Annotated in this window: 23 protein-coding genes; 9 read left to right on the top strand and 14 right to left on the bottom strand. The window is 50.6% G+C overall.

All coding sequences use genetic code 11. The annotated features are described in order from the left end of the window. The first annotated feature begins 203 nt into the window (after positions 1–203). The 4 genes from AXA67_10365 to AXA67_10350 all read left to right on the top strand — a co-directional run bounded on the left by AXA67_10365 (position 204) and on the right by AXA67_10350 (position 3847). Complete coding sequence (locus tag AXA67_10365; protein ID KXJ40255.1) at positions 204–545, top strand: hypothetical protein; 342 nt, start codon at positions 204–206, stop codon at positions 543–545. A 617-nt stretch (positions 546–1162) separates the two neighbouring features. Beyond that, positions 1163–2833 (top strand): formate--tetrahydrofolate ligase, encoded by a 1671-nt coding sequence (locus tag AXA67_10360; GenBank protein KXJ40254.1) that lies wholly within the window; start codon positions 1163–1165, stop codon positions 2831–2833. Positions 2834–3245: 412 nt separating this feature from the next. Continuing rightward, positions 3246–3503 carry a hypothetical protein gene (locus AXA67_10355; protein KXJ40253.1) on the top strand — a complete coding sequence of 86 codons (258 nt, stop codon included), beginning with the start codon at positions 3246–3248 and terminating at the stop codon, positions 3501–3503. Then, positions 3500–3847, top strand: a complete 348-nt coding sequence (locus tag AXA67_10350) for a hypothetical protein (GenBank protein ID KXJ40252.1) — start codon at positions 3500–3502, stop codon at positions 3845–3847. Before AXA67_10355 ends, AXA67_10350 begins: the two co-directional genes overlap by 4 nt. On the opposite strand, the gene AXA67_10345 is transcribed toward AXA67_10350, so the two are convergent. Both AXA67_10345 and AXA67_10340 read right to left on the bottom strand, forming a co-directional pair. Then, positions 3844–5742, bottom strand: coding sequence for a thiol-disulfide oxidoreductase (locus AXA67_10345; GenBank protein ID KXJ40251.1), 1899 nt, complete (start codon positions 5740–5742; stop codon positions 3844–3846). The two genes, AXA67_10350 and AXA67_10345, sit on opposite strands and share 4 nt — an antisense overlap. A gap of 90 nt (positions 5743–5832) precedes the next feature. Beyond that, positions 5833–6342 (bottom strand): hypothetical protein, encoded by a 510-nt coding sequence (locus AXA67_10340; GenBank protein KXJ40250.1) that lies wholly within the window; start codon positions 6340–6342, stop codon positions 5833–5835. A gap of 73 nt (positions 6343–6415) precedes the next feature. On the opposite strand from AXA67_10340, the gene AXA67_10335 reads away from it, so the two are divergent. Next, the gene (locus AXA67_10335; protein ID KXJ40249.1) at positions 6416–7033 is read left to right on the top strand and encodes a hypothetical protein; all 618 of its coding nucleotides are present in this window, start codon (positions 6416–6418) and stop codon (positions 7031–7033) included. Here AXA67_10335 and AXA67_10330 read toward each other — a convergent pair. From AXA67_10330 to AXA67_10310, 5 genes are all read right to left on the bottom strand, one after another. After that, entirely contained in the window at positions 7030–7509 is a 480-nt protein-coding gene (locus tag AXA67_10330) for a cytochrome P460 (protein KXJ40401.1), read from the bottom strand. The two genes, AXA67_10335 and AXA67_10330, sit on opposite strands and share 4 nt — an antisense overlap. 163 nt (positions 7510–7672) lie before the next feature. After that, the gene (locus AXA67_10325) at positions 7673–7903 is read right to left on the bottom strand and encodes a hypothetical protein (GenBank protein KXJ40248.1); all 231 of its coding nucleotides are present in this window, start codon (positions 7901–7903) and stop codon (positions 7673–7675) included. After that, positions 7900–10254 carry a ferrous iron transporter B gene (locus tag AXA67_10320; protein KXJ40247.1) on the bottom strand — a complete coding sequence of 785 codons (2355 nt, stop codon included), beginning with the start codon at positions 10252–10254 and terminating at the stop codon, positions 7900–7902. Before AXA67_10320 ends, AXA67_10325 begins: the two co-directional genes overlap by 4 nt. Continuing rightward, a complete protein-coding gene (locus AXA67_10315; GenBank protein ID KXJ40246.1) occupies positions 10247–10498 on the bottom strand; it encodes a hypothetical protein in 252 nt (83 codons plus the stop codon). Before AXA67_10315 ends, AXA67_10320 begins: the two co-directional genes overlap by 8 nt. A 122-nt stretch (positions 10499–10620) precedes the next feature. Further along, positions 10621–10857: a hypothetical protein gene (locus tag AXA67_10310; protein KXJ40245.1), complete on the bottom strand. Its 237-nt coding sequence runs from the start codon at positions 10855–10857 to the stop codon at positions 10621–10623. Positions 10858–11121: 264 nt separating this feature from the next. Here AXA67_10310 and AXA67_10305 point away from each other — a divergent pair, with 264 nt between their 5' ends. Both AXA67_10305 and AXA67_10300 read left to right on the top strand, forming a co-directional pair. Next, on the top strand, positions 11122–11898 hold the full coding sequence (locus AXA67_10305) for a hypothetical protein (protein KXJ40244.1): 777 nt from the start codon (positions 11122–11124) through the stop codon (positions 11896–11898). Between the two features lie 63 nt (positions 11899–11961). Continuing rightward, on the top strand, positions 11962–12747 hold the full coding sequence (locus AXA67_10300) for a hypothetical protein (GenBank protein KXJ40243.1): 786 nt from the start codon (positions 11962–11964) through the stop codon (positions 12745–12747). On the opposite strand, the gene AXA67_10295 is transcribed toward AXA67_10300, so the two are convergent. After that, on the bottom strand, positions 12730–12921 hold the full coding sequence (locus AXA67_10295) for a hypothetical protein (GenBank protein KXJ40242.1): 192 nt from the start codon (positions 12919–12921) through the stop codon (positions 12730–12732). The two genes, AXA67_10300 and AXA67_10295, sit on opposite strands and share 18 nt — an antisense overlap. Between AXA67_10295 and AXA67_10290 the strand changes: the two genes are divergently transcribed. Then, entirely contained in the window at positions 12922–13530 is a 609-nt protein-coding gene (locus AXA67_10290; GenBank protein ID KXJ40241.1) for a hypothetical protein, read from the top strand. It abuts the gene before it with no gap. On the opposite strand, the gene AXA67_10285 is transcribed toward AXA67_10290, so the two are convergent. Then, the gene (locus tag AXA67_10285) at positions 13497–16319 is read right to left on the bottom strand and encodes a hypothetical protein (GenBank protein KXJ40240.1); all 2823 of its coding nucleotides are present in this window, start codon (positions 16317–16319) and stop codon (positions 13497–13499) included. The two genes, AXA67_10290 and AXA67_10285, sit on opposite strands and share 34 nt — an antisense overlap. 306 nt (positions 16320–16625) lie before the next feature. On the opposite strand from AXA67_10285, the gene AXA67_10280 reads away from it, so the two are divergent. Next, entirely contained in the window at positions 16626–18788 is a 2163-nt protein-coding gene (locus AXA67_10280; GenBank protein KXJ40239.1) for an acyl-[ACP]--phospholipid O-acyltransferase, read from the top strand. Between the two features lie 604 nt (positions 18789–19392). On the opposite strand, the gene AXA67_10275 is transcribed toward AXA67_10280, so the two are convergent. The 5 genes from AXA67_10275 to AXA67_10255 all read right to left on the bottom strand — a co-directional run bounded on the left by AXA67_10275 (position 19393) and on the right by AXA67_10255 (position 24437). After that, entirely contained in the window at positions 19393–19584 is a 192-nt protein-coding gene (locus AXA67_10275) for a hypothetical protein (GenBank protein KXJ40238.1), read from the bottom strand. Between the two features lie 154 nt (positions 19585–19738). Next, positions 19739–22123: a hypothetical protein gene (locus AXA67_10270; GenBank protein KXJ40237.1), complete on the bottom strand. Its 2385-nt coding sequence runs from the start codon at positions 22121–22123 to the stop codon at positions 19739–19741. Positions 22124–22136: 13 nt separating this feature from the next. Then, the gene (locus AXA67_10265; protein KXJ40236.1) at positions 22137–22757 is read right to left on the bottom strand and encodes a hypothetical protein; all 621 of its coding nucleotides are present in this window, start codon (positions 22755–22757) and stop codon (positions 22137–22139) included. Then, complete coding sequence (locus AXA67_10260; GenBank protein KXJ40235.1) at positions 22754–23350, bottom strand: hypothetical protein; 597 nt, start codon at positions 23348–23350, stop codon at positions 22754–22756. The genes AXA67_10265 and AXA67_10260 overlap by 4 nt, the downstream gene beginning before the upstream one ends. Beyond that, positions 23322–24437 (bottom strand): hypothetical protein, encoded by a 1116-nt coding sequence (locus AXA67_10255; GenBank protein KXJ40234.1) that lies wholly within the window; start codon positions 24435–24437, stop codon positions 23322–23324. Before AXA67_10255 ends, AXA67_10260 begins: the two co-directional genes overlap by 29 nt. Positions 24438–24616 lie beyond the last annotated feature (179 nt).

The raw sequence follows: 24616 nt of genomic DNA, 5'->3' as shown, positions 1-24616 counted from the left end.
GCCGCGCCAAATTTTGCTCGAAGTAGCGCTGCTATGCCTGCGCGAAAATTAGCTTGCCGCCTTGCCTAATGCCTTGCTTGACACCCTCGGTGCTCGAATCACATGCAGAATTTAGGTTTGAAACAGGCCTTGTGAATTTTTGCCATAGCCCCCATTTACATAATGAACCTGTGGATTTGTTTATTAATGGAGGAGAGATTGTTATGGCCACTCGTGAATTACCTAAGTCCCAATGGGAAACCTATTTTGACCATGTTTCCGCGCATCTGAAAGCCGTGCAAGCGGAAATTGAAGTGGCGAGCATGAATTTGGGAGATCAAATCGAAGCGGAGTGGGTTCCGTTCTATGGTGTTAGTTATGATCCCAAAGATGACCTTGTGGAGTTTATACTGGAAGGGGTCGATCATTTGGTGCCTCATCCTGGCAAGATACTCGTGGAAGACGGTCCAGAAGGGCTGCACAACATAGAAGTAATTGATTCCGAAGGCATCCGCCATATCGCTAAATTTAAGGAAGCTCTCAAATTGCCGCCTCCCGAAGCCTGATTAATTGGTTTGCAGTAAAAAGCCAGCTCCGTCTTTACATTATTAGTGGGTCGTAACTGCTCGGAACGCTATGGGTGGTCTGCATTCGTAAGGCGCCGTGAATATTTTCTTGCGGCGCAATCGGGCTGCGCAAGAAAGTCCTGCCCAAACCTCCCTGTTTGGGCGTTCGCCCGGCTGCGAAAATCCACTGGACTTTCGGTCCGGCTCTCGCCCCTGTAGGCTCCACGCCAGCCTCCCTGCCGGCGAGGTTTTCGAATCAGACCACCAGCCCCGGCAATCGATACTTTACGTGTTTAAATGATGCGGTCTTGGTGAGGGTTGGCTTTTTATTTGCCCTGCGCCGATATTCCTTTTAATCTTTGTCTTTACAGCTGATGTTACGCAGCCACCGGCAGATAGGTGCAGGTTCACGCTATCCTTGGCTGTCATTTCGACCGGCGGGAGAAATCTTGACACATCAGCATCCATTTTGTGGCGGCTAGATTTCTCGCTACGCTCGAAATGACAGTGCGTAACATCAGTTTACAGTTAAATATTTCGGTTGAATGCTGGGTTGCCGCCAAAATCCAATAAAGCTAGGGTAAGGCGACCAGCGCTGATTAAAAGGATGAAGAAGCATGCTATCTGACATTGAAATCGCGCAACGGGCCAAAATGCGGCCGATTACAGAATTGGCGAAACAGCAATTTGGCATTGATGACAAATTCCTAGATCCCTATGGTCACTATAAGGCCAAGCTATCTTTCGATTATATTCAAGGGGTACAGGATCGGCCCGATGGCAAGTTGATTCTAGTGACGGCCATCAGCCCAACCCCTGCCGGTGAAGGCAAAACCACAACCACCGTGGGGCTTGGAGATGCGCTTAACCGCCTGGACCAGAAAGCCTTGATTTGTTTGCGCGAACCTTCTTTGGGACCTTGTTTCGGGATTAAAGGGGGCGCTGCCGGCGGCGGCCGGGCGCAGGTGGTGCCGATGGAAGATATCAACCTGCACTTTACCGGGGATTTCCACGCTATTGGCGTGGCCAACAACCTGCTTTCAGCCATGGCCGATAATCATATTCATCATGGCAATGCTTTGGATTTGGACGTACGCCAAATCACCTGGAAGCGAGTGGTGGATATGAATGACCGCAACCTCCGCTATATTCTGGAGGGACTTCGGGGCAAGGCCAATGGCGTGCCTAGAGAGGATGGTTTCGATATCGTTGTTGCTTCGGAAGTCATGGCGGTGTTGTGCCTGGTGAATTCCCTGGGAGAGCTAAAACAGCGTTTGGGGAACGTGTTAGTGGGCTATAACCGCGCTGGTAAACCGGTGTTTGCCAAAGACCTCAAGGCCCACGGGGCAATGGCGGCGCTCATGAAGGATGCGATTCGCCCCAACCTGGTACAAACTCTTGAAAGCAACCTGGTATTGATACATGGTGGGCCCTTTGCCAATATCGCCCACGGTTGTAATTCCGCGTTAGCCACCAAAACTGCCTTGAAAATGGCCGATTATGTGGTGACCGAGGCGGGTTTTGGCGCCGATCTGGGGGCGGAGAAATTCATTGATATCAAATGCCGGAAAACCGGGTTGAAACCCGATGGGGTCGTGTTGGTGGCAACGGTCCGGGCGCTGAAAATGCATGGCGGGGTGCCCAAGGATCAGCTTCAGGAGGAAAATCTTCAGGCATTGGAGGCGGGTTTCGTTAACCTCGAACGGCATCTGCAAAACATTCGCCAGCACTTTGGCCTACCCTGCGTCGTAGCCATCAATCATTTCGTTTCTGATACCGATGCGGAGATTGCTCTGCTGCAACAAAAAGTCAAGGCGCTTGGATCGAAAGCAATCGTGTGCAGACACTGGGCGGAAGGAGGCGCGGGTGCGGAAGATCTGGCCCGGGAAGTATTGGCCATGGTGGAACAGCCCAACGATTTCCGTTTTCTTTATGAAGATAACCTGCCCTTGTGGGACAAGATCGAAACCATTGCCACCAAAATCTATGGTGCGGCAGGCATAGAAGCTGATGCCAAGGTGAAAGCGCAACTGCAATCTCTCAGCAAGGAATATCCTCATTATCCGGTTTGTATTGCCAAAACCCAGTATTCCTTTTCCAGCGATCCCAGCCTATTGGGAGCGCCCACTGGCCATATCCTGAATATCCGGGAAGTACGGCCGGCCCACGGCGCGGAATTTGTGGTGGTGATCTGCGGCAATATCATGACCATGCCCGGATTGCCCAAGGTTCCGGCAGCGGAGCGGATTGATATTGATGATAATGGCAGAATCAGCGGATTGTTTTAATGACCCGATGATGAAGCATATCGCTCCGGACTTCACTCCACCGGCCTGACAGCCGCCATACTATGCATTCTCCGCCCGGAACAGATTCCGCTCAACAGCTGAGCTGGTTGATATCTTAAGGAAGCTCTGAACAATTCATCCTTGAATTCTCAGAGCGCAAAAAGCGAAAAGTGCGATTTTCGTTTTTTGCACAAAATCAATCACTTTCCGTGATTGATTTTGGCGACACCTCCCTGTGCCGCAGGAAACTCTGAATAAATCAGAGTTTCCTTAATTTTTTGCTAAAACGTTGCATTTTAGCGACGCTTGTCACATGATTGGCGTGTGAAAGTGATTAAGATTATGCCCGATGACGCACAGAATCATAACAATCTATCGGGCGATCCGTCGCAGGCTATCGCTCAAAGTAATCGTGGGAGGTTCCGCTGGCGTTTTTGCCTGGAGTCTGTCCGGGGCGGGTGTTGTTGCCGTGGCGATTTGGGGGCTAAAAACCATCGCCATTCCTCTTTTGATGCTGAAAACCGCCTCATGGGGAATATGGGGTGCGGGGGTTTTGCGTCAATCTCATTTGCGCAAGCAAGCATTGGATGCTGAAGATAAAGCAGCCGCTAATCAACAAGGCTGTTTTGATTCGACCTTGAACCGGGGGGGGAAAAAAGGTGCAAAATGAATCACTTCTATGTGTATGCAGGCTATATAGGCATTGGCTTCCTGGCGATAGGTTTGTGGTTCTACGCGCGCTTTCTTTATCGGGCATACTGGCTGAAAAATCAAGATAATCTGGATATTTTAAATTCGAACCTGGCTTCGAATTTAGGCATTCCTTGTTCAGCAATCGCTGCTTTTGGCCTAGTGGCGACGTTGTATTTGGCTTTTCCTGCTCAAGAAAAAGCTCAGACCTTGAGCATCAAGGCTTTCAATTTGGAATTTACCGGCCCTGCAGGTCCCATTCTGCTTTGGGTGGTATGTTTTTTAGCCTTCGTCGCTGCACTGAAAATACTCCGACGCCCTTAATTGGGTATTGGCAATGCCTCTAACCATTTAATGTGAGGCACTTTGTTTTTCCATACGACTTCCCCGGCGGGACGCCACGGCCCGTTTAAATTTTTCTCTCTCAGGTTTGGTTCCCACTGGTCCGGCATACGGATAGGCTTGACCTTGAGGTAGAAATGAGCGTTGTTGAGATCGAGACCCACCTGGGTTCCCCAAAATGCTGTCACTTTGGTGATATATTTATTCAGCCAATATTCTTCCACTCTGGGCGTGACGGCGACATTCGCCCACATGGAATGGACCCGCCCCCAGTTCGGGCTCAGTATCCGTCCTTGTTCATTGACAAAGGGTAACCAGCGTTCTTGTCCGTCTGGACCCAGATAAGTGATTCCATAAATTTTGTTATAGCCTTTGAAGTGATCGGCCAGATAGAGGGCATGGGGCGTGATGCCCAGGAAAGCATGGGAAAGCGACAGTATCATGTTGCTCATCATGCCGATTAACGAAGGCGTTTCTGTCAGGCTTAGCCGATAGAACAATCCATAATGAATCGTACTGTTCAATTGCAGGAGTCCCACCACCACCAACAGGCGCGCCAACCGGAATGCCTGTTTGTGAGGGCTGCCCAGCTTTTCCCGCCACCATTGTTGGAAAAGGCTTTCTGATAGGGGAGGCGTGGCACAGCTATTGTCGCAGCTGACTCGTTCACGGCTATCGGCGATATGACGGTAAATTCGCACGGCCAGGTGATAGATTCCGGGAAGTTGTAATAGCCAGGCCAGGGGTTTTGGGTAACCCATGGCCTTAAGGATTTGAATATAGGTATCCAGCCCTTGGTAGCGGTTGCCATTTGAATCCACCGCAAACAGGTCTTTCAAAAGCATTTTCTCGCTTAAATCCGCCAAAGCCGGTTCCTGGGCGGCGTGGGTTTGGAGATCGTAAAACGCTACGCCATGGCGAATGTCAAAGTGCTCCACGATAATCACCGTCTTGAGACAAAGCGGGCATTGGCCGTCGTAATAGACTTTCAGCCGGGGCTGATCTAGGCGAATCAACTGACCCAGGCGCCGCCACCAGGAAAAAGGAACCAGCAAGGCATAGTGCACCAGCATGCCCAAACCAAAGGGATAAATATTAAAGGAAAGGGTAATGCCGGTATGGAATAACACCCCGAAAAACAGGAGCACCACCCGGAAGCGGGGATGCCAGAATAAAAAGGGAAAAGCGAATTGAAACCCAATGATGGTATAGCCAATCAGCTGCTCCAGCCACTTGATTTCCAGCAGCCAGCTCATATCGATGGGGGAAATGTAATAAGGGTGGGAAGAAGGCAGCCAGGCCCCCATGCCGTGACGCCAGTGGGGGGAAAACAGTTTATGAATAGCGGAATCGAAATATAGGAATCCCAGGGAGATTAACACGGGCAAATAATAGGCCAGCACCGGGACCCGAGTGTTGGGTTGGAACTTGTTCCCGGGGCGGGAATATTTGAGTTTTTCCCGCAGCAGGTCCAGTGACAGAGCCCGCTCCGAGGGTAGGAAGATCAACATGAGCCCCGAGGAAATCATGAGCTGATCGAAACCGCCGTCAAAGTCCCGCCACATAGGGGTAAAGCTGGTGAACAGCACCCAGAAAACATAATTGACCGCGGCGGACAATCGGGTTCGAAATCCTATCGTCAACCCAATGGCCGCCAAACCCCAAATGAGCAGAAAAAAAGGAATCATCGGCGAGCCGGGGTCGATAAATGGCGTTTCGTCGAAGATCAGATGACGGAAGTAATAGAGAAAGCCTATTTCTTGCAGCGCTACCAAGCCGTAACCAATCCGGAAAACCGCCAAACCGGTTGCGGGAACCTGCTTGTCCAGTCCGCGCCGAATGATTTTTGTTAACAGTGTGATGGGATTTTGCTTCATGAGAAGTTTGTCAATTCTGGTAAAAAATGTGTGGAATTATACCATTGACGTTGCTTTCACCCCATGATGAAAGATGCTCGAAGTGATTGTCTAGATAATGGGATAGGGCAGTTGGTCAAAGATGAATTGAACTGTATTGGTCAATCCTTCTCCACCCTGGGCCAGCCATTGTTTGATTTGCTCAGGCGTAAACCAGCGCAGTTGTTCGATTTCTTCGGGGTTGGGCTGGAAGGGCCCTTGGTGAATGGCGGTGTAAACCTGGCAGAACTCCATGCCGGTGGTTTGGGAGGCGGGAATTTTGAAGGCCTTATGTGGAATCTCTGGCAATTGGATGCCGAGCTCTTCTTTTACTTCCCGAAGCACGCATTGATCGTAGTCCTCTTCCGCATCCACGTGGCCCGCCGCGGTACTGTCCCAAAACCCGGGCTTGACGGCTTTTTGCCTGGAACGTTTTTGCAGTAGCACTTCTGATTTAGAGTTGAATACCAGGAGATGGACGCTGCGGTGCCGCAGGCCCAAGCGGTGAACTTCCCCGCGGGGGCGGAAGTCAATGACTTGGTCGTTTTCATCTACCACGGGCAGGATTTCATCTTCTTTCATCAGTTTGATTTTTCACAGCAAGACTGCTTTTTGGTAGGTTTAAGATCATCAGCAAATTTCAGATTGATATAGTATGACACGCCCTTCCTATTGGCCCGAAGCCACTGATTACTTGAGCCGCCGCGATACAGTCATGGCAGATTTGATCCGGCGATATCCCGAAACGCTTGAGCGCCGCGGGGATTCCTTTCAGACTTTGGCGCGCGCCATTGTGGGGCAGCAGATTTCCATCATTGCCGCCGACAGCGTGTGGGAGCGCCTGGAGCAGGTTGCCGGGGAAGTCACGCCGGACTCTCTCATGGTACTTCCACCGGATCAATTGCAATCGGCCGGATTGTCCCGCTCCAAGGTCAATTACCTTCGGAATATCGCCAAGGTTTATCTGGAACGCGCAATTACCGACGAATATTGGCAAAACCAGCCATTCGAGCAAACCCGGAAGGAACTGCTCGCCATCAAAGGCATCGGGCCATGGACGGTGGAAATGTTCGCCATCTTTCATCTCCATGAGCCGGATATCTTTTCTCCCGCGGACATCGGCGTACAAAAGGCGATAGCACGGCTTTATTTCGAAGGCGAGCCTGTTGGCAAAACAGAGCTGGAAGCTTTCTCCCATCGCTGGTGCCCCTACCGGACCGTGGCCTTGTGGTACCTGTGGCGCCATCTGGACCCGGTGCCGGTGATTTATTAAGGCAAGGGCGCTGGCCGGGTAAAGACATGGTCGGTGCTGGCGGCCGCCTTGTGACATTCAAAGCAAGGTTTGCCGCCGTCGTTGTTTAAGGGTTCCAACTTCATGCCTTGCCAGCGGGCAAATCCCCATCCGCCCGTGGCTGCGTATTTTTTGCTGTCTTTGACCATAAATTCCACATGTACCAATTGTCCAGGTACCAAAGCGGGTTGCCATTGGGGGTGACGGCTGTCTTTCCAGACCAGTTTGCCAAGAATGGTGCCGTCCGGCCAGGGATCGGTGTTCCCTTTTCTTGCCGCCCGGATGGCGGTTGCGTTGCCGGTGATGGCGCGCAGGGACTGGTTGTCATCCCGGTGGGAAACGCCAATAACGCGCCAGTTTTTGTACGTTTTGGGAAGGTCAATGCCATTGGAAGGCGCAGGCGCGGCGTTGGCGCTTGTGAAAAAAGCGAAAAGTGCAGCAAGCAGTACGGGTTTTATCATAGTCTCCTCCACAGGTATTCGGTATTAATCCTTTTCACTATAACAGGCAGTAATTCTATAATGCCAGTTACCTAGAAAAACAACATGGGGGGTGGAGATATGAAGTTTTCTCAAATCCTGTGGATTGGCGTTTACATCAGGGTAGGCATAAGTATCGGCATCAGCCTTTAGGAGGATTCACCCAGCGGTAGATTTCCACTGTTTCCGGCGGACAAAGACTACAGCCGCCCGCGCAGAGACTCCCTTCGGGCAGTTTTTCCACCAGTCCCTTGCGGATGAGTTTATTCAGCATGGCGCGGGCGGTGTCTGGTGGAATTTGCAGTTGCTCGCACAATTCCTTGAGAGGGATTTGCCCCTGTTGGCGCACCAGATCGCGGACTTCAAAGATCACTTGCAGCAGCTTCGATGCAATATTCCGGAGGTTCCACTGGTTGTCACCGGCAAACCAAGCGGCGCGATCCGGTTTGCCGAGAATTTGAGTACGCTGTAAACCAGCGCTATCGTCAATAAGATCCCGCCAATCCAGGCAGCGGACTGTTGCGGGTGTTGATGATAGGTGACCGCCTGATAATAGAGGGTTGCCGCGCTGTAGGCCAAACCCGTGGTCCAGACGATGGCAAAGGCCATCCAGCGTAAGCCGGTTTCCCGCCGAATGGTCGCGGTGGCGGCCACACAGGGGAAATACAGCAATACTAACAGGAGATAGGCGAAGGCGCCGTGGGTGCCATCAAAACGGCGCACCATGGCGCCGAAAGTGGCGCTGTCAATTTCCTGTTCTTGCGCGGCCTCGGTGGGGTCACTGGCGTTTTCCAGCACCCTGAAGCCCAGGGGATCGGTGAGGGAGTTCATGGCTTCGCTTAAGTTTTCGGGAATGGTGGCGGCGGCGGCTTTGAGGGCGGGCATGAGTTCGAAAACGGTTTCGTTCGGGGCTGGACTATTTTCGCTTCTGTCCATGCGCGAATACAACGCATCCAAGGTGCCTACGACGACTTCCTTGGCGAGGACGCCGGCCATGACGCCGACGGTGGCGGGCCAGTTGTCTTGACGGATTCCCAAAGGTTCAAAGGCGGGGGTAATGGTGCGGGCGGCGGCGCTGAGCATGGAATCTTCCGGCGCCACGTCGCCAAATTCACCATCCACGCTCCAGGCGTTGAGCACATTCACCACCATGACCATCATGACAATATATTTACCGGCGTCGGTGACAAATCCCTTGAGTCGCAGCCAGGTGTGCAAAAACAGATTTTTCCAGGACGGCCATTGGTAGGTGGGCAGTTCCATCAACAGTGCTTCCGGTTCCCCCGGCAGAATCGTGGTTTTGAGCAGAAAGGCCGTGAACATGGCGGCGGCAATGCCAATTAAATACAAGGCGAAGACGATGTTTTGTCCCTGGTGGGGGAAAAAGGCGGCCGCGAACAGAGCGTAAACCGCCAGCCGGGCGCCGCAGGACATGAACGGCGCCATCATCACCGTGAGAATGCGCTCCCGCTCCCGCTCCAGGGTACGGGCCGCCATAATCGCAGGGACATTGCAGCCAAAGCCCACAATCAGCGGCACAAACGCTTTTCCCGGCAGTCCCAGGCGGTACATCAGCCGGTCCATGACGAAGGCCGCCCGGGCCATGTAGCCGCTGTCTTCCAGGAAGGTGAGAAACAAATACAAAAACCCGATAATGGGAATAAATGTGGCGACCACCTGGATGCCGCCGCCCAGTCCGTCGGCCAGAAATACCCTTAGCCAGCCGGGGGCTCCCCAGTCGGAGAGCAATGCTCCCAATCCGTCGACAAGCAGGGCAGCGGCGGCTTGATCAAAAAAATCGATAAATGCCCCGCCGAAATTGATGGTGAAGGTAAACATCAAATACATGGCCAGGAGGAAAATGGGAACCCCTAGCCAGCGGTGGGTGACTACCGAATCAATGCGGTCGGAAAAGGTGTGCAGGATCCCGGTGGACCTTTGGATGACGGCTTGCGCAATGTGCCGGGCCTGGCTAAAGAAGGCATCGGCAATCAGCAGTTCCGGGTCTTCCCCGCTGGCGGTTTCGATTTGGTTTCGGAATTGGTCGGCCAGGGTTATGGTTTCAGGAGGAAGTGGGATGGGCGAAGGATGACCACTCAATAGGTGGAGAGCCAGCCACCTAGGAGAGACGGACAGGTTTTGTTGGCGCAAATGGGATTCCAGCGCTTCAAGCGGTTCCCGAAGGACGACGGGCCAGGTCAGTGGGGACAGGTTCTGTTTTTTTAATGGGCGAGCCTCTGTGAGCATGGACTTGAGCACCTCCAACCCTTCGCCCTTGCGCGCGTTCACGGCAACCACGGGAACCCCTAATTGGTCGCTCAAGGCGCTGATATCAATGGCTATCCCCTGTTTTTCAGCCAGATCCATCATATTGAGCGCCAGGATAACAGGCGCGCCCATTTCAATCAGTTGCAAAGTCAGGTAGAGACTGCGCTCCAGATGGGCGGCATCGACAATGTTGATGATAATGTCAGCTTCGCGGGAGAGAATAAAATCCCGGGCGATACGTTCATCGGTGGAAGTATCGTCAATGTCCAGAGAATAGGTGCCCGGTAGATCCACCAAGTGAAACAACCGCCCTGCATATTGAAATTCTCCTTCCTTGCGTTCAATGGTGACACCGGGCCAGTTTCCAGTACGTTGGCGGGTGCCGGTAAGGGCGTTGAACAGGGAGGTTTTACCGGAATTGGGATTGCCGATGAGGGTAATGGTCATTTTATTCATGGCATTGGCTAACTAGTATTTGTTCCGCCAGTTTCCGGCCAATGGCGAGCCGGTCCCCGTGTTGGCCAACAATGACCGAGCCCGAACGGTTGCGGAGGACGGTGACTTGCGATCCTGGGGGTAGTCCCATGCTCAATAGCCGTTTATGGGCTCTTTTTTCCGGTACGGACATAATTTGTATTTTTTGGCCAGATTGAGCCTGGCTCAAGGGGCGCAATGAATTTAAGGCGGTAGCTTGCCTCATGGAATGGTGCCTGATTTGTCCATTAACGTTAATGATAATGATTGTATTTTAAGTATAGAGTGATGTCCATCATTAAATTGGTTTATCACTTAACATATTACTATTTCTGAGGGCAGAGAGGGTTAGTCTGCCGGAATGAAATCCGCCCCTGTCTTTAGGTCCAGGGAAGCTATCCATGGGTGCTCCCAGACCCTTACCCGCGCCCCCCGTTTGAGGTTGCCGTACAAGTCCATCCTTGGGCTTTTACGGCCCGGAATCGGAAAAGCTCGATTTTCCGATTTCGCCATTTTCGATGGCTTATGGCCATCGAAAATGGCGATACATCCCTGCATCTCGGAGGCTGTCGCCTTTTGCGTCACCCTTAGTTTGCCAGTAGTGACAGGTGCCAGGATTGAATTGAAAATCCGCTTTCCAAAGTATCCTCTGGCATCATACAATGCTATGGTTTAATGCAAATTTTGTTTGAGAAGTTCGTCGGGTAGTGTCGATTTCTTCTCAAATCTAGTCACTGCGGTAACTGCGTCAAAGACGAAGTTGGCCAACTTCCTTAGACGGAATCTTGCCAGTGATGTCATCCTTAGCTTTAGAAGATCGCAATATCAACTCAGTGAGATAGCAAAAAGATGGCCGAAAAAGCATTGGTAAAGAAGAAAAAACCAAGAAAGAAACCGAAGAAGGAGCGGTCCTACAAGAAGAAAGCATTGATTTGGATTTTTGTCTTCATGATTGTAGATGAGGTTACCCCAGGTGTTCCCTTGGCGGAAGTGATTATCCTGGCGCTGTTGATTTTTCTTCCCCGTTGGATGCTGACGATAGTCCATCGGGTATATGAGTATGTTCCGCACCGCCAGTCCTGGCATTCGGTCGGTGATATCTGTCACCGTGAGGTGGTTACTGTCACGCCTGACACACCGGTCATCGAAGTGGCCCGGATGATGCGCGATGAGCATACCCATAGTTTGATTATCGTGGAAAGAAAAAAATACTTGCCCTCTCCAGAAGAAACGGCCGCAGGACAAGAAAAAAAGAAATCCGCCAAAAAGAAAAAAACCAAAGAAGACAAGGCGGTTCCTAATATTATTCAAGTCCCACTAGGTATTATTACGGATAGAGATATCGCTCTCAGGGTGGAGGCGGAAGACCTGCCTTGGGAATCCACGCCGGTGGCCAAGGTGATGACGTCCAATGTGGCGGTAGCCGAGGCTGGAGAACAGGTGCATGCGGCAGTGGAAAAAATGCGCGGCCTTGGCGCCCGCCAGCTTCCAGTGGTGGATGAGCGAGGAGCGCTAATAGGTACCATCAGCTTGGATGATACCATTGGCATGTTGTCAGATAGCTTGAATGACATGGTGGAACTACTGCAACGTGAAATCCAAAAGGAAGCTCGGGTAAGTAGTTGATGGATTGGTGTTGAACCAATTTGTTGTAAAAATGTGGTTTTAGAAAAACCGGGAATTGTTAAGATGGCGGAGCGAGATCGGGCAAAAAGAACCAAGGGAAAAAAACCTAAAAAAGAGCGTTCTTATAAAGGCAAGGTCATTTTCTGGACGATTATTATCATGGTCATCGATGAGGTTACCATCGGTATCCCGGAAGCTGACTTGCTTCTTTTTTATATCGTTCTCTTTAAACCCAAGTGGTTTTTGGAAATGATGCATAAGCTTTACAAGTATGTCCCCCACCGGCGGGCATGGCGGCCTGTGAAGGAAATCTGCCAGCGTGAGGTGGTGGCAATCCCTCCGGATATGTCCGCGGCAGATGCCACCCGTTTTATGCGTGATCAGCATGTCAGAGGCGTGTTGGTGGCGGAAGAACGGGAGTACAATCCGGCCGAAAAAACCGGCGCCAATAAGAAAAAGAAGCTTGGTTGGAAAAAGCGAACAAAGGAAAAAGCGATGCCATCTGAAGCACAGCCCCTTGAAAAGATTACTGTTCCCGTCGGCGTTTTGTCGGATCGCGATATCACTTTAAAGATCGGGGCGGAAGGGTTGTCGGGAGATGCCGTTACAGTTGCGGAAATAATGATGACTGAAATTAGCGTGGCTCTGGAGACCGAGGATATCCATTCCGCCGTGGAAAAGATGCGTGAGGCGGGAACCCGGCGTCTGCCCGTGGTGGATTCCCGGGGCGCTCTGGTAGGGGTGCTGAGCCTGGATGATGCGATTTCCATGCTTTCGGAAGGATTAAATGATATGGCGGAACTGTTACATAAAGAAAGCGAAAGAGAGCAGCTAGGTCAAACGGTATGAAGAAGTTTGACCTTCAATTTTATTTTTGATTGCGTATTGCTGCGGGAGAAAAACATCAAACACGAATTCTGGAAAGGAACAAAGTACCCTTTTCCATTCACGCCAGCCATTAATTTTAGGAATCAACCGGAATGATGTGCCTCCACCACGATTGTTCCAAAAGGCCGGGGGCATATGGCGCGGCGTAGCCAGTATAGCCGCAAGGAACTGAAGGAAAGGGCACTCGACGCAGCTGAGAAAATTGTCGCAGAGCAAGGCATCGAGGCCTTGAGTACCCGCAAAATCGCGGCATGTATCGGATATACCGCAGGCAGTCTGTATCTGGTTTTTGACAATCTTGATGATTTGATCTTGCAGCTCAATGCCCGCACGCTCAAGCGGCTTTATCAAGATCTCTATGCCTTGACCGAGCAAGCCGAGTCCCCGCAACAAATCGTACTAACCTTAGGCTTGATTTATCATGAATTTGCTTGCCGGCATATGAATTTGTGGCGATTATTGTTCGAGCATCGTCTGCCCGACGATCAACCCCTTCCGGATTGGTTTCGCCGCCAAGTAGCGGAATTATTCAGCCTAGTGGAGGCGCAGCTCAAGCGCATGTCTCCGGCGCTTGAAAATCAGGAGATCGAACAGTCCGCTAGAGCATTATGGAGTGGGGTTCATGGGATTGTTGTGTTGTCACTTACCGGCAAACTGGATGTAGCGGGCGTGGACGAGGCAAAACAATTGATACAATCTTTGCTGCAAAATTATTTGCAAGGCTGGCTGGCAGTTAACGAATAAGCATTACCGTATTGCCGCAGCATGTCCTCTAGTTGGCCAGCTTCCAGTGGCCGTGCAAATAGCCATCCTTGCGCCAGCAAACAGCCCCGTTGTTTGAGAAAATCTGCTTGCGCCAGGGTTTCCACACCTTCCGCCAACACAGACATGCCCAGATTTTGCCCAAGGGAGATAATGGTTTCTACAATGGCGGCGTCGCTAGGGTTGTCTGTCGTATGGGCGATGAAACAGCGGTCGATTTTGAGGCGGTGAAGACGGAATCGCTTGAGGTTATTGAGTGATGAATGACCTGTGCCAAAGTCATCAATGGTGAGGCGAACTTGTAGATCGTGCATGCGCTGAAGCGTGGCCATCACTTCGGAAATGTCTTCCATGAGTACCGTTTCGGTTAGTTCCAATTCAAGATTTTGCGATGGCAGGCCGGTTTCGTGGAGAATTACTTCGATTTTTTCCGCCAGCGCCGGATTGTGAAATTGCCGGGCAGAAATGTTCACTGCGATGCTGCAATTCATTCCCGTGGCTTTTTGCCACTTGGCCATTTGCCGGCATGCGCCTCTTAACACCCATTCCCCCAGATAGTCAAACAAGCCGCATTCTTCCGCCAAGGGAATAAATATTTTGGGGGGAATCCAGCCTCTGCGGGGGTGGTGCCAGCGCAGTAACGCTTCAATGCCGATGATGCGTCCAGTTTGCAAATGCCATTGGGGTTGATAGTAAAGTTGCAGCTCGTTTCTTTCGATTGCCTGGCGAAGATCATGTTCCAGAGCCACTTGCTCCGCGATCACCGCGTTGAGTTCCCGGGTGAAAAACTGGAAACGATTGCGGCCTTTACGCTTGGCGTGATACATGGCGCTATCGGCATGTTTGAGTAGTTGCTCGCAATTGCTGGCATCGTCTGGGAACAGACTGACGCCGATGCTGGCGCTGGTAAAGCATTGATAGCCTTCCACCGCAAATGCTTGGGAAAGGGTAGCCAATAATTTCTCCGCCACCACGGCGGCTTCATCCGGGTGTTTGATTTGTCCGAGGATGACAGCAAACTCGTCCCCGCCTAGGCGGGCCAAGGTATCTTCCCGTCTGATGCAACTTTGCAGGCGCTTGGCAACCGCTTGCAACAGCGCATCTCCAGCCGCGTGGCCTCGGCTGTCATTGATGATTTTAAAGCGGTCCAGATCAAGGAATAATACCGCTACTTTGAGATCTTCCCTTTGTGCGACCAATAGTGCTTGTTGCAGGCGGTCTTGAAAAAGACGTCGGTTGGGCAGCCGGGTGAGGGGATCGAAATAGGCTAGTTGGTAGATGGTTTTTTCAGCTTCTTTCCTTTCGCTCAAGTTCAATAAAATGACTGCATAATGAGTAATTCGGCCATGGTTGTCACGAATCAAAGTAATAGTGAGCCAAAAAGGCTCAACGCTATTTTCTTTGCAGCGAAGCCATAACTCGCCTTCCCAGCGGTCTTTTCTCTCGAGTATGGAAAACAGCTCGGATAAGGTGATGCGATTTTGCTCTGCAAATAGACTGTCCAGAGACCGGCCGCGCAATTCATCAGCCCGATAGCCTACGGTGCGGGTCGTGGCTGGGTTCGAAGTGAGAATGGTGCCGGCAGGATCGGTGATGACAATACCTTCGGCTGAGTTTTCAAAGACCTTGGCCGCTAGTCGCCGTTCCTTTTCTTGGCGTAATTGTTCGGTGATGTCTTCTGCTATGCAGATAATTTCGCCCCTGTTGCTTTGGTTCCAGCGCAATGCGACAGGGAGATGGTTGCCGTGTTGGCGTCGAATATGAACTTCCCTGCGATTATCGGAAACGTTAAAAAAGTCATAATAAGTATCGGACATTTTAATGACTTGAAAGAAGGATTTACCCATCAATGCTTCTGGCGGACAGCCGCACATTTGACCAGCACTATGGTTGGCGAAGCGAATATTGAGCTCTTTATCCAAGACAAACAAGGCTTCTTTCATGTGATCAAGAATGCGCTCAAAAAATTCTTTGGTCTCGGCCATTTTCCTGGAATTAAGGCTCAGCAAATCCACTACCTTCTCTAAATGGCTTAATCCACTTTTTTGGCTTATGGTTTGGCCGTGAATTTTGTTTATCGGGTTTAACTGCCGCAGAGTGCAGGTTAACCTTTTGTTTATAGAACTAATCCGGCGGCGTGTCAGCCACCAAATAAGCCACGTGCCAAATACCGTCAAACCCATGATCGCCAAAGCCATGGTCTGAAGTTCGTTACTCTGGAAGTGGTCGGCTAACTGGTTCCACAGGTTTTGGATATGGGGAATGACCGATGCTTGTGTTGTTTCAGAAAAGCCAACCAGTAATTTCCCTACCCCACGTTGATCCCGAATTATTGGGGCAACCACCTGGAATTCATTGTGACTGGGAACAGTTGTACCTTCGGAAATTTGGCCAACTGTTGTTGGCGTTGTTTTTTGATTTTGGTCCTGGGTGTTGAGTGCTTGATAGATCAAACGATTGTTATGGTCATATACGGAAAGAAAATATAAACCCTTGGAATGAACGATAGGCGCAAGTGTTTGACGGAGTTTTGTAATGTCTTTTTGTGCTAAAGCGGCTGCTATCTGATCGGCGATTAACTGGGCAAAAGCGGTATTCTCACGCCTAGACTGAGTTGCCAGTTCAGTTTGAAGGAATGAAATTTGGGCGGTTTCAACCCGGTGTTTGAAATCTTCAAACTGAAGCCAGAAGACTGTGCTGATACCGATCAGCACGGTCATCAATAGGATTGAAATGGTGAGAATATATCGAGTACCAAAGCTCAGTTGCATTGTAAGAATTCCTTATGCCGAGGCCTGCCTGTTCATCAGAAGGGCTTTGAAGTTAGATGATTTGGTTGCTAAACAAAAAATCCTTAAAACCTGGATGTGTTGGGACAATAATTACCCAATGAGTTTGCGCTAATAAAAAGCATCTCGAAAGGAGCCTTTAGTGTATGGGCTTCAGCTTGGTTTGACAATTTTTTCTTGTACCGAATTGAGATAAAAGCTATATTGAACAGTGTTCAATAAATGTCGGGCCTGTTTGGAAAATCCTAAAAATTGCAATACAGTTGAATTCAAAAAAAGAGGGAAGTGATGTTTAAACTATTGGTAAAAAAATTATTAACTTTCTTGTTCCGTGTTGAGATAGACGGGATCCAGCATTATGAAAATGCACAAGGCAAAATTCTGGTGGTTGCCAACCATACCTCGTACCTTGATCCAGTATTACTCTGGGCTTTCCTGCCAGGAACCTTGACCTTTGCCATCAATACCCGGATTGCTCAATTGGCGTGGGTTCGGCCCTTTTTACGTTTGGTCCGGGTGTTTCCCCTCGACCCCAGCAACACGGCCTCTTTGAAAGCGCTGATTAAACATCTGCGCCAGGGAGAACGGACGGTGATTTTCCCCGAAGGCAGGATTACCGTTACCGGCACTTTGATGAAGGTTTACGACGGCGCCGGCATGGTGGCGGACAAGGCAGGGGCAATTGTATTGCCAGTTAGAATTGACGGTGCCCAGTACACCATTTTTTCAAAGCTGAAAGGTCGGGTCAGGCGCCGCTTGTTGCCGAAAATTTCCCTCCATGTGTTGCCGCCGGCGGATATCCGTCCACCTCCCGATATCAAGGGCGCGGCGCGGCGTAAGCAAGCGGGATTGAAGCTGGCGGATTTGATGACGGAAATGTTGTTTCGTACCTGCCATACCCGCAAGACTTCATTTTCAGCGTTGCTGGATGCGCGCAAATTACACGGAAAGCGGAAAAAGATACTGGAAGACGTGACCCGCCAGCCGCTGCATTATCAGGGTCTTATAACCCGCATTGTGTTGATGGCCAAGATTCTGAATAAAAATGTTGCTTCCGGTGCCACCGTGGGTCTGTTATTGCCCAGTACCGTTAATACGGTTGCCATGCTGTACGCTTCCCAAATCAGTGGACGGATTCCCGCCATGCTCAACTATACCGGAGGCGTTAAGGGCGTTATCAGTGCTTGTGCCACGGCGCAAATCCCCACCGTGGTGACATCGCGTAAGTTTGTCTGCATGGCCCAGTTGGAAAATATCGTGGTGGCCTTGGAGAAACAGGGGGTCAATATCCTCTATCTGGAGGACGAAGCAGGCAGCCTAACCAGGGCTGACAAGTGGTTGGGTTATCTCCGCGCTTGGTTTTCGGATTATTGGTATCAAAGCACGCCGGAAGCTTGTCAGCAGCCCGCGGTGATGCTGTTTACCTCGGGCTCGGAAGGAACCCCGAAAGGGGTATTGTTATCCCATGTCAATTTGTTGGCCAATAGCGCCCAGTTGGGGGCGGTGATTGATTTCAACCAGCGGGATGTGGTGCTGAATGTTTTGCCGCTGTTTCATGTGTTTGGTCTCAGCGCCGGGCTGTTATTGCCATTGAACAGCGGCATGTTTACCTTTCTATATCCCAATCCCCTGCATTATAAAGTGGTGCCGGAGATAGCCTATGATGTGAATGCGACGGTGCTTTTCGGCACCAATACCTTTTTGGGAAATTACGGTAAACAGGCCCACCCTTATGATTTTTACAGCGTGCGCTATGTTTTTGCGGGCGCCGAGAAACTTCAGGAAGAAGTGCGGCAACTGTGGATGGACAAGTTTGGCATCCGGATTCTGGAAGGTTATGGCGCGACTGAAACCAGTCCGGTGTTGGCGGTGAATACGCCGATGTATTACCGGGCCGGTACCGTCGGGCGGTTTTTACCGGGAATAGAAACAAGGTTGAAAGCTATCGAGGGAATACAACAGGGCGGCCTGTTATACGTCAAAGGCCCCAATATTATGTTGGGGTATGTGCTGGCGGAGCAGCCGGGGAAACTGGTTCCCACCTGCTCTGAGTTTGGCGAAGGCTGGTACGATACCGGCGATATCGTTGCCATCGATGAAGATGGCTTTGTCACCATCCAGGGTCGGGCTAAACGGTTTGCCAAGGTCGCGGGAGAAATGGTGTCTTTGGTGGCGGTAGAAGAGCTGGCCTGTAAGGCATGGCCGGAATCGTATCATGCCGCCCTGGCGTTTCCCGATGTGGGCAAGGGGGAAAAAATAATTTTGGCAACCGAGTATCCTCACGCTAAATTGGAGGATTTGCGCAGGATTGCCCAGTGTGAAGGGGTTCCTGAGTTGTGGCTCCCCAAAAGTATCGTTTATCAAAAGACCATTCCTCTGTTAGGGAGCGGCAAGGTTGACTATGGCCAACTGAAAACTCAAGTCAATGGCTTCCTCATGGAGGCGTCATGAGCCGGAATGCCAGGGGACTGAAAATTCATTCGGAAAAACAAAAACCAGCCCCGGAAAGTTCCAAAATTGCCTTTTTTATTCTATTGGGAGCGCAGTTTTTATCGGCCTTTGCCGATAATGCGATCTTGTTTACCACGATTGCCATCGTGCTTCACGATGCTCAGTTGCCGGCTTGGTATATTCCTGCCCTGCAAAGCGTGTTTTTGGTGTCATTTGTCTTGCTCGCCCCTTGGGTGGGGCCAGTGGCGGATCGTTATTCCAAGCCACGGGTGTTGATTGGGGCAAATATGTTAAAAGCCGCCGGTACAGGTTTGTTCTTAATCGGAATTGAGCCATTGTTGGCTTATGCTGTGGTGGGGTTGGGAGCTGCGCTTTATAGCCCAGCGAAATACGGCATATTGCCGGAGCTGGTTCCCCGGGATCGATTGGTCAGGGCCAATAGCTGGATGGAAGGTTCCACGATTGTCGCTATTCTCACTGGCATGCTGGTAGGCGGGAAAATCGCCGATGTTTCCAGTCAGATGGCACTATGGTTGGTGTTGGCGCTTTTTGTTTTATCTGCGCTAATGATGTTCGGGCTACCTCGGTTGAAGCCCAAAAGCAGTCAAGCTACAAACCCTTGGCGAGAATTTTGGGGGAAATTCAAAATTTTTATCGCGACGCCAAAGGCCAGGTTTGCTTTGCTAGGGGCGAGCCTGTTTTGGGCGACGGCGGCGGTGCTGCGGGTCATTTTAGTGGTATGGGCGCCGGAAGCGCTAGGGATAGACAACGCCGGAGAGATTGCCGAATTGACCATGTTTCTGGCCCTGGGAATTATTGCTGGCGCGGTATTGGTTCCCCGCTTGGTGCCTCTGGAAAATTTATCCAGGGTGCGGCTGGCTGGTTATGCCATGAGTGTCCTGATTGCTTCGGAAGCGGTACTGACCGAACTTTGGACCGCGCGCCTGGTGTTATTCGCCATTGGCATGAGCGGGGGCGTTTTTATCGTTCCCATCAACGCCACCTTGCAGCACCTCGGGCACCAGGGGATAGGTAGTGGCGGTGCCGTCGCCATCCAAAACGGGACGCAAAGCTGCGCCATGTTGGCCGCGGTGGGAATTTATACGCTGGTCGCCGCTGCCGGTGTCAGTGCCAGAATGACGCTGGCGGTTTTGGGCGGGTTGGTTTTTGTGGCTACCCTCAGCGTTTCCCTTTTCCTCCGGCGGGTACAGCAATGAAGTATCTCCCCGGTTTTCGATATAAGCACTTGGGATTTCGTAAATTTCCCTTAAGCGTTGCTTGTATTCGTTGGTGATGGCGTAAACGTCACGTCTACGTTCGACTACCCTTGGGGTGATTAATGCTATTAGTTCAGTGCGGTTGAAGGTTTTGGTGGTACTGCCAAACAAGGGGCCAATAAGAGGCAGTTTATGAAGTAGAGGAACCCCTTGCTTAGCTCTTTCTGTATTATCTTTGATTAATCCACCTAAGACTAACGTGTCACCACTTTTGACCGCCACAGTGCTTTTCATCTGCCGCTGACGAATGACAGGGTTATTATTGATAGTGGCGCGACCCACATCATCAACTTTTTGATCAAGTTCCATAATTACTAATCCGCCAGCATTAACCCTGGGTTTGATGGTGAGCAGGACGCCAGTATCCCGTTGTTGGAAAGACCGGGTGACCCCCCCAACATTAGCGGCACCGGTGTTTGGCGCTACTTCCCCGGTGACGAGCGTAACTTGGTCACCTACTTTGATACTGGCTTCATGATTGTTGAGTACCATCATTGAAGGGGAGGAGACGACATGGAGCTTATTATCCCTGGCTAGCGCTTTAAGCAAAACGCCCAAGTCTTGTGATTTGTTCATAAACAAGTAAGAAAATCCACCAGTCAAACTGGTTAATAATCCATCTTTGGCGGCTTCTGTTAGGTTGACGACCCCTCCTTCCCTGAGCCCTAATAAGCTGTGATTTTTGGGGAGTTTGTTTTGAATGAACCATTCCACGCCATAGCGCAGTTCATCGGAGAGAGTAACTTCGAAAATACTGGCATCAATAAGAACCTGAAGTGGAACACGATCCAATTGTTTGACCACCCTTTCAATGGCCTTGTAATCTTCTTGGTCGGCAATGATAACCAACGCATTGTTGGGTTCATCGGCAATGATGCGTATATCACCTGAGGCGGGTGAGGAAGAAGCTTTGAAAGTGGGTACAGGGGCTTTGGTTTTAGATTTGAGAGTGGCTTTTTTCTGTCCCGGCGCCAGTTTGGTTGGTGGTGTTTTCGCTTTACCTTTGCCGGTAAATATTTGATTTAGGGTGTCGGCCAGTTTTACCGCATCCACGTTTTGCGCCCGGTAGACATGGACATCTCCCGAAGCTTCGGTAATGGTCCGGTCCAGGCGGGCGATCCAGGTTTCGGCCAGTTTGAGATATTCCGGTTGGGCGGTGATAACCATCAAGGCGTTAAGACGCTTGAGCGGCAATATTTTCAGCAGGCCGGTATCTTTGCCCAAAGTTTTTTCTCCAAGGATCTTTTCCAAGTCTCCAGCAAGCGTTTCCACATCCACATTTTTTAACGGGAAAAGCCCCACTGACATGCCCTGGAGGAAATTGACATCGAAAGCGCGAACGGTTTCTTCGACATGTTTCAGTTCCGCGGCGGAACCTGCCACCATGATCAAATTCCGGGTCGGATCACTAAGGAGCAGCCCCCTTGGTGGCAACAAAGGTTTGAGAATTTTTTCCATGGCGGCAACGCCCACATACCGCAGCGGTATGATCCGTATCTGATAACCGGCGGGCATTTTTTGATTGCCGGCAACCCCGATGGGTGCCCCCGCCGTGGCTTCCGTGGCAGGCCCAATCCAATAATAACCATCGCGCATGACTAGGGCGAGCCCGTTCATGCGCAGGAGCATTTCCAGAGTGGGCAATATTTCGTCCTTACGCAAAGGCCGGGTGGTTTGTAAAGTGATCTTCCCTCCGGCTTTGGGGCTGAGGATGTAATTGTGTTTGAGGATATCGCCCAGGATCACTTTGGCCACTTCGCCTAAATCGGCATCGTCAAAATTTAAGGTATATTGCCCGGCTTTTTCCGAGACCTTGGGAGTGGGGACAGGGCGAATAAATGTCGGCTTTGCGGTATAAATTTCCGGTTTTTCCAGACCGGCTTGGGCTTTTTGGGCTTCGGGTGGGGTGGTTTCCTCTGCTTCTTCGGGAGGAGGCTCTTGAATTTGCTTTATTTCCAAGGGAATCTTTTTACCCAAATGGGGACCGAGCAGTTCGCATGAAGACAGTCCCAGGGTAATGGCAATACAGAGTGAAAGGCGCGTCACAGTTGTTTTCATTGAACAATTATCCCTATTTTGGTTGAGTGGGCGCAGGTTTCAATGGTGCAAAAGGGTTCGTAATAGGTTTGTTTACCCGGTTTTTGGGAAGTGTAGGCCTCTGGTGGCGGCGCGGCCTGCGTATTTTAGACTGTGGCCGGGGTTTGATGAGCTTGAGCGTATGTTTTTTTGCGCCTTGGGTCAAAACCACATGATCGGGCGCAAGTTCCGCTAGCTGCCAACCATCCACATCATCGCCAGGTCTGAGGCGGCGGGTTTTGCCTTTTTTATCCCGTACCAAAATAATCTTTCCGGCGTCGGGCGTTTGGATGATGCCAGTGAGTTCTATTTTTGGTGGCGGTCCGCTTGCTTGCGTGGAAGTTTCGCCGGTTTTGTCTTGTTCAGGGATAGGTTGCCTGCCCTCGACAAAGAGGGGCATAGTCACCATGGACTGGAACTGTTCCAGGGGCAATGGTTTTGCTGGGGGCGGGGCCTTGGGGTTTAGGGAGATTTCAGTTTTGGGGTTTGCTTCAGGGGCCTCGAGATGAGGGGTGGATCTACGAAGGAAGATATATTCCACAAGCACGGCTGTAGCCAGCAGCAAGCATAAACCCGCTAGGAAAGTGGTTAAAAGGTGGCGTCGCAGTCCGTTCATGATTTTGGCGTGGGCATGTATCCAAAGACCTCCATGTCAATATTCATCCGTTCGGTGGCAACTAGTTTGCGGGTCTTGGGGTCCCGGCGCTTGCGTACTGGACGAATATTCATGGTTTCCACCATGAGTAAAGGTTGGCGGGTTTCAATGGCGTGAAGTACTTCGCGCAAAACCTCGGTATTCCCAGACATGCGTATTCTCACCGCAATCCGAGTGAATTTGTCTTCCTCCCTCGGAGGGATGACTTGGGTGCTTGTCAATTCACCGCCTGCCTGACGGATGATATCGCTTAAATACTTTTGCAGTTCGGCAGAAGCCAGCGCGGGGGTGTCGCCCTCCAGGTAATGGCGGTTACGTTGATTCTGTTCCTTCAGAATTTTGAGTTGTTGCCGCCAAAGTGGCTCTTGGGCAGCCGTTTTTTGCAGCCTCCGGAGTTGAAATTGTAAGTCTTCGATGGTTTCCCTGCCTTCTTTAAGGATACGAAAATAGGGAGCCGCTATTAAAAAATATAAAAGCAATACTGGCAATATCAATAAAGAAACCGCCAAAATGCGCTGTTGAGCTTCAGTGAGAGGCGTTTTGATCAGCTTCATTGCTAACTTCCATGCTAATTCGGAAACGTTCCAGGCCCGTATTCCGGTCTTGGGTAATGGGTGAGATGAAGTGAAGATTCTTCAAATAAGGCGAGTCCTCCAGTAATTCAATCAATTTCGATGCCGCGGGGGAGCGGCCGTCAATTCTCAATTGTCCCTTTTGATATTGAAAGCCTGTGAGCCAGGTGTCTTTGGGAATTCTTCTGGATAAATCTTCCAGCACTTGAATCAAGGCGGGTTTTGACTGCTTCTTGGTGGCGGCAAAACGGCTTTCTTCCTTGAGCTGTTCCACTTGTTGCTTAAGATCATTGGCCTGCCTGGCTTGGCTACGTACTTGCGAGATTTTTTGTTCCAAGGCGGCAATGATTTTCTTTTGGTGGAGAATAGGTAGCGCTAAAGCGGCAATGAGCAGGGCAATCACCTGAATTGCCAAAATCCCATTGAGAATCTGTTGCCGGCGATTTTTTTGGACTTGCCATTGCGATGGCAATAAATCGAATCCCAGCGGAATGGGCTGATCACCTTCAAGCTGTGCGACATCGACGGCGTTAGGCTGAATGTTGGCGGCGCGCAGCAAGGAGATTTTATCGTCGAGAAAATCCTTGCGCACCAGAACAACCTGCACATTGATTTTCTTGCCTTGGGGTTGGCGATTGATGATCCGCTCTGAAAAGTAGACTTGCCCTGCTTCGAAAGGGGTTTGTTTGTCTAATTCAAAGGCGATGACCTGATGCAGGTTTTCTTCTGCGGCTGCAGGAAGTTTCAGAATTCTCAGTAGATATTGGCCAGGCGTCAGGAGTAGAATTGTCGGCGTGTCGTGTTGAGTTTCGGAGTCATTCGCAGCGTTATCCGATTCCAGCGCGATTTTGTCTAACTGTATTTCTCCGTCTGGGACGATTTCCCGGGTTTCGGATAAGTGCCAGGTTTGCACTGTTTCTGGGCTGGAAAAAGTAAGGTAACGGCGCGACTGCTGCGCAAACAGCTTTTTAATTGTGGAAGGGACAAAGTACGATAGTTGTTCTGTCCACCAACGCCAAAAGCGTTGCCAAACAGGCGGCATCTGAAAATGAGGCAAGCGGATAGCCATTAAAAAACGAAAAAGTCAGTTCCTAAATAAAGAAAGTTATTGAGCCTAATCTAATTCAGTGATTTGGTAATGGAGATTGTTGGCTGATGCCGTTTGATAGATAACTGCCCTGGAATAATCAACCCCCTTAAAATGATAGCAGCAGTTGAAGCTTTTTTCTCGGTTTTAATCATGGGGAT

The organism is Methylothermaceae bacteria B42, assembly GCA_001566965.1.
GTDB lineage: Bacteria > Pseudomonadota > Gammaproteobacteria > Methylococcales > Methylothermaceae > Methylohalobius.
This window is presented reverse-complemented; position numbering and strand designations above follow the sequence as displayed.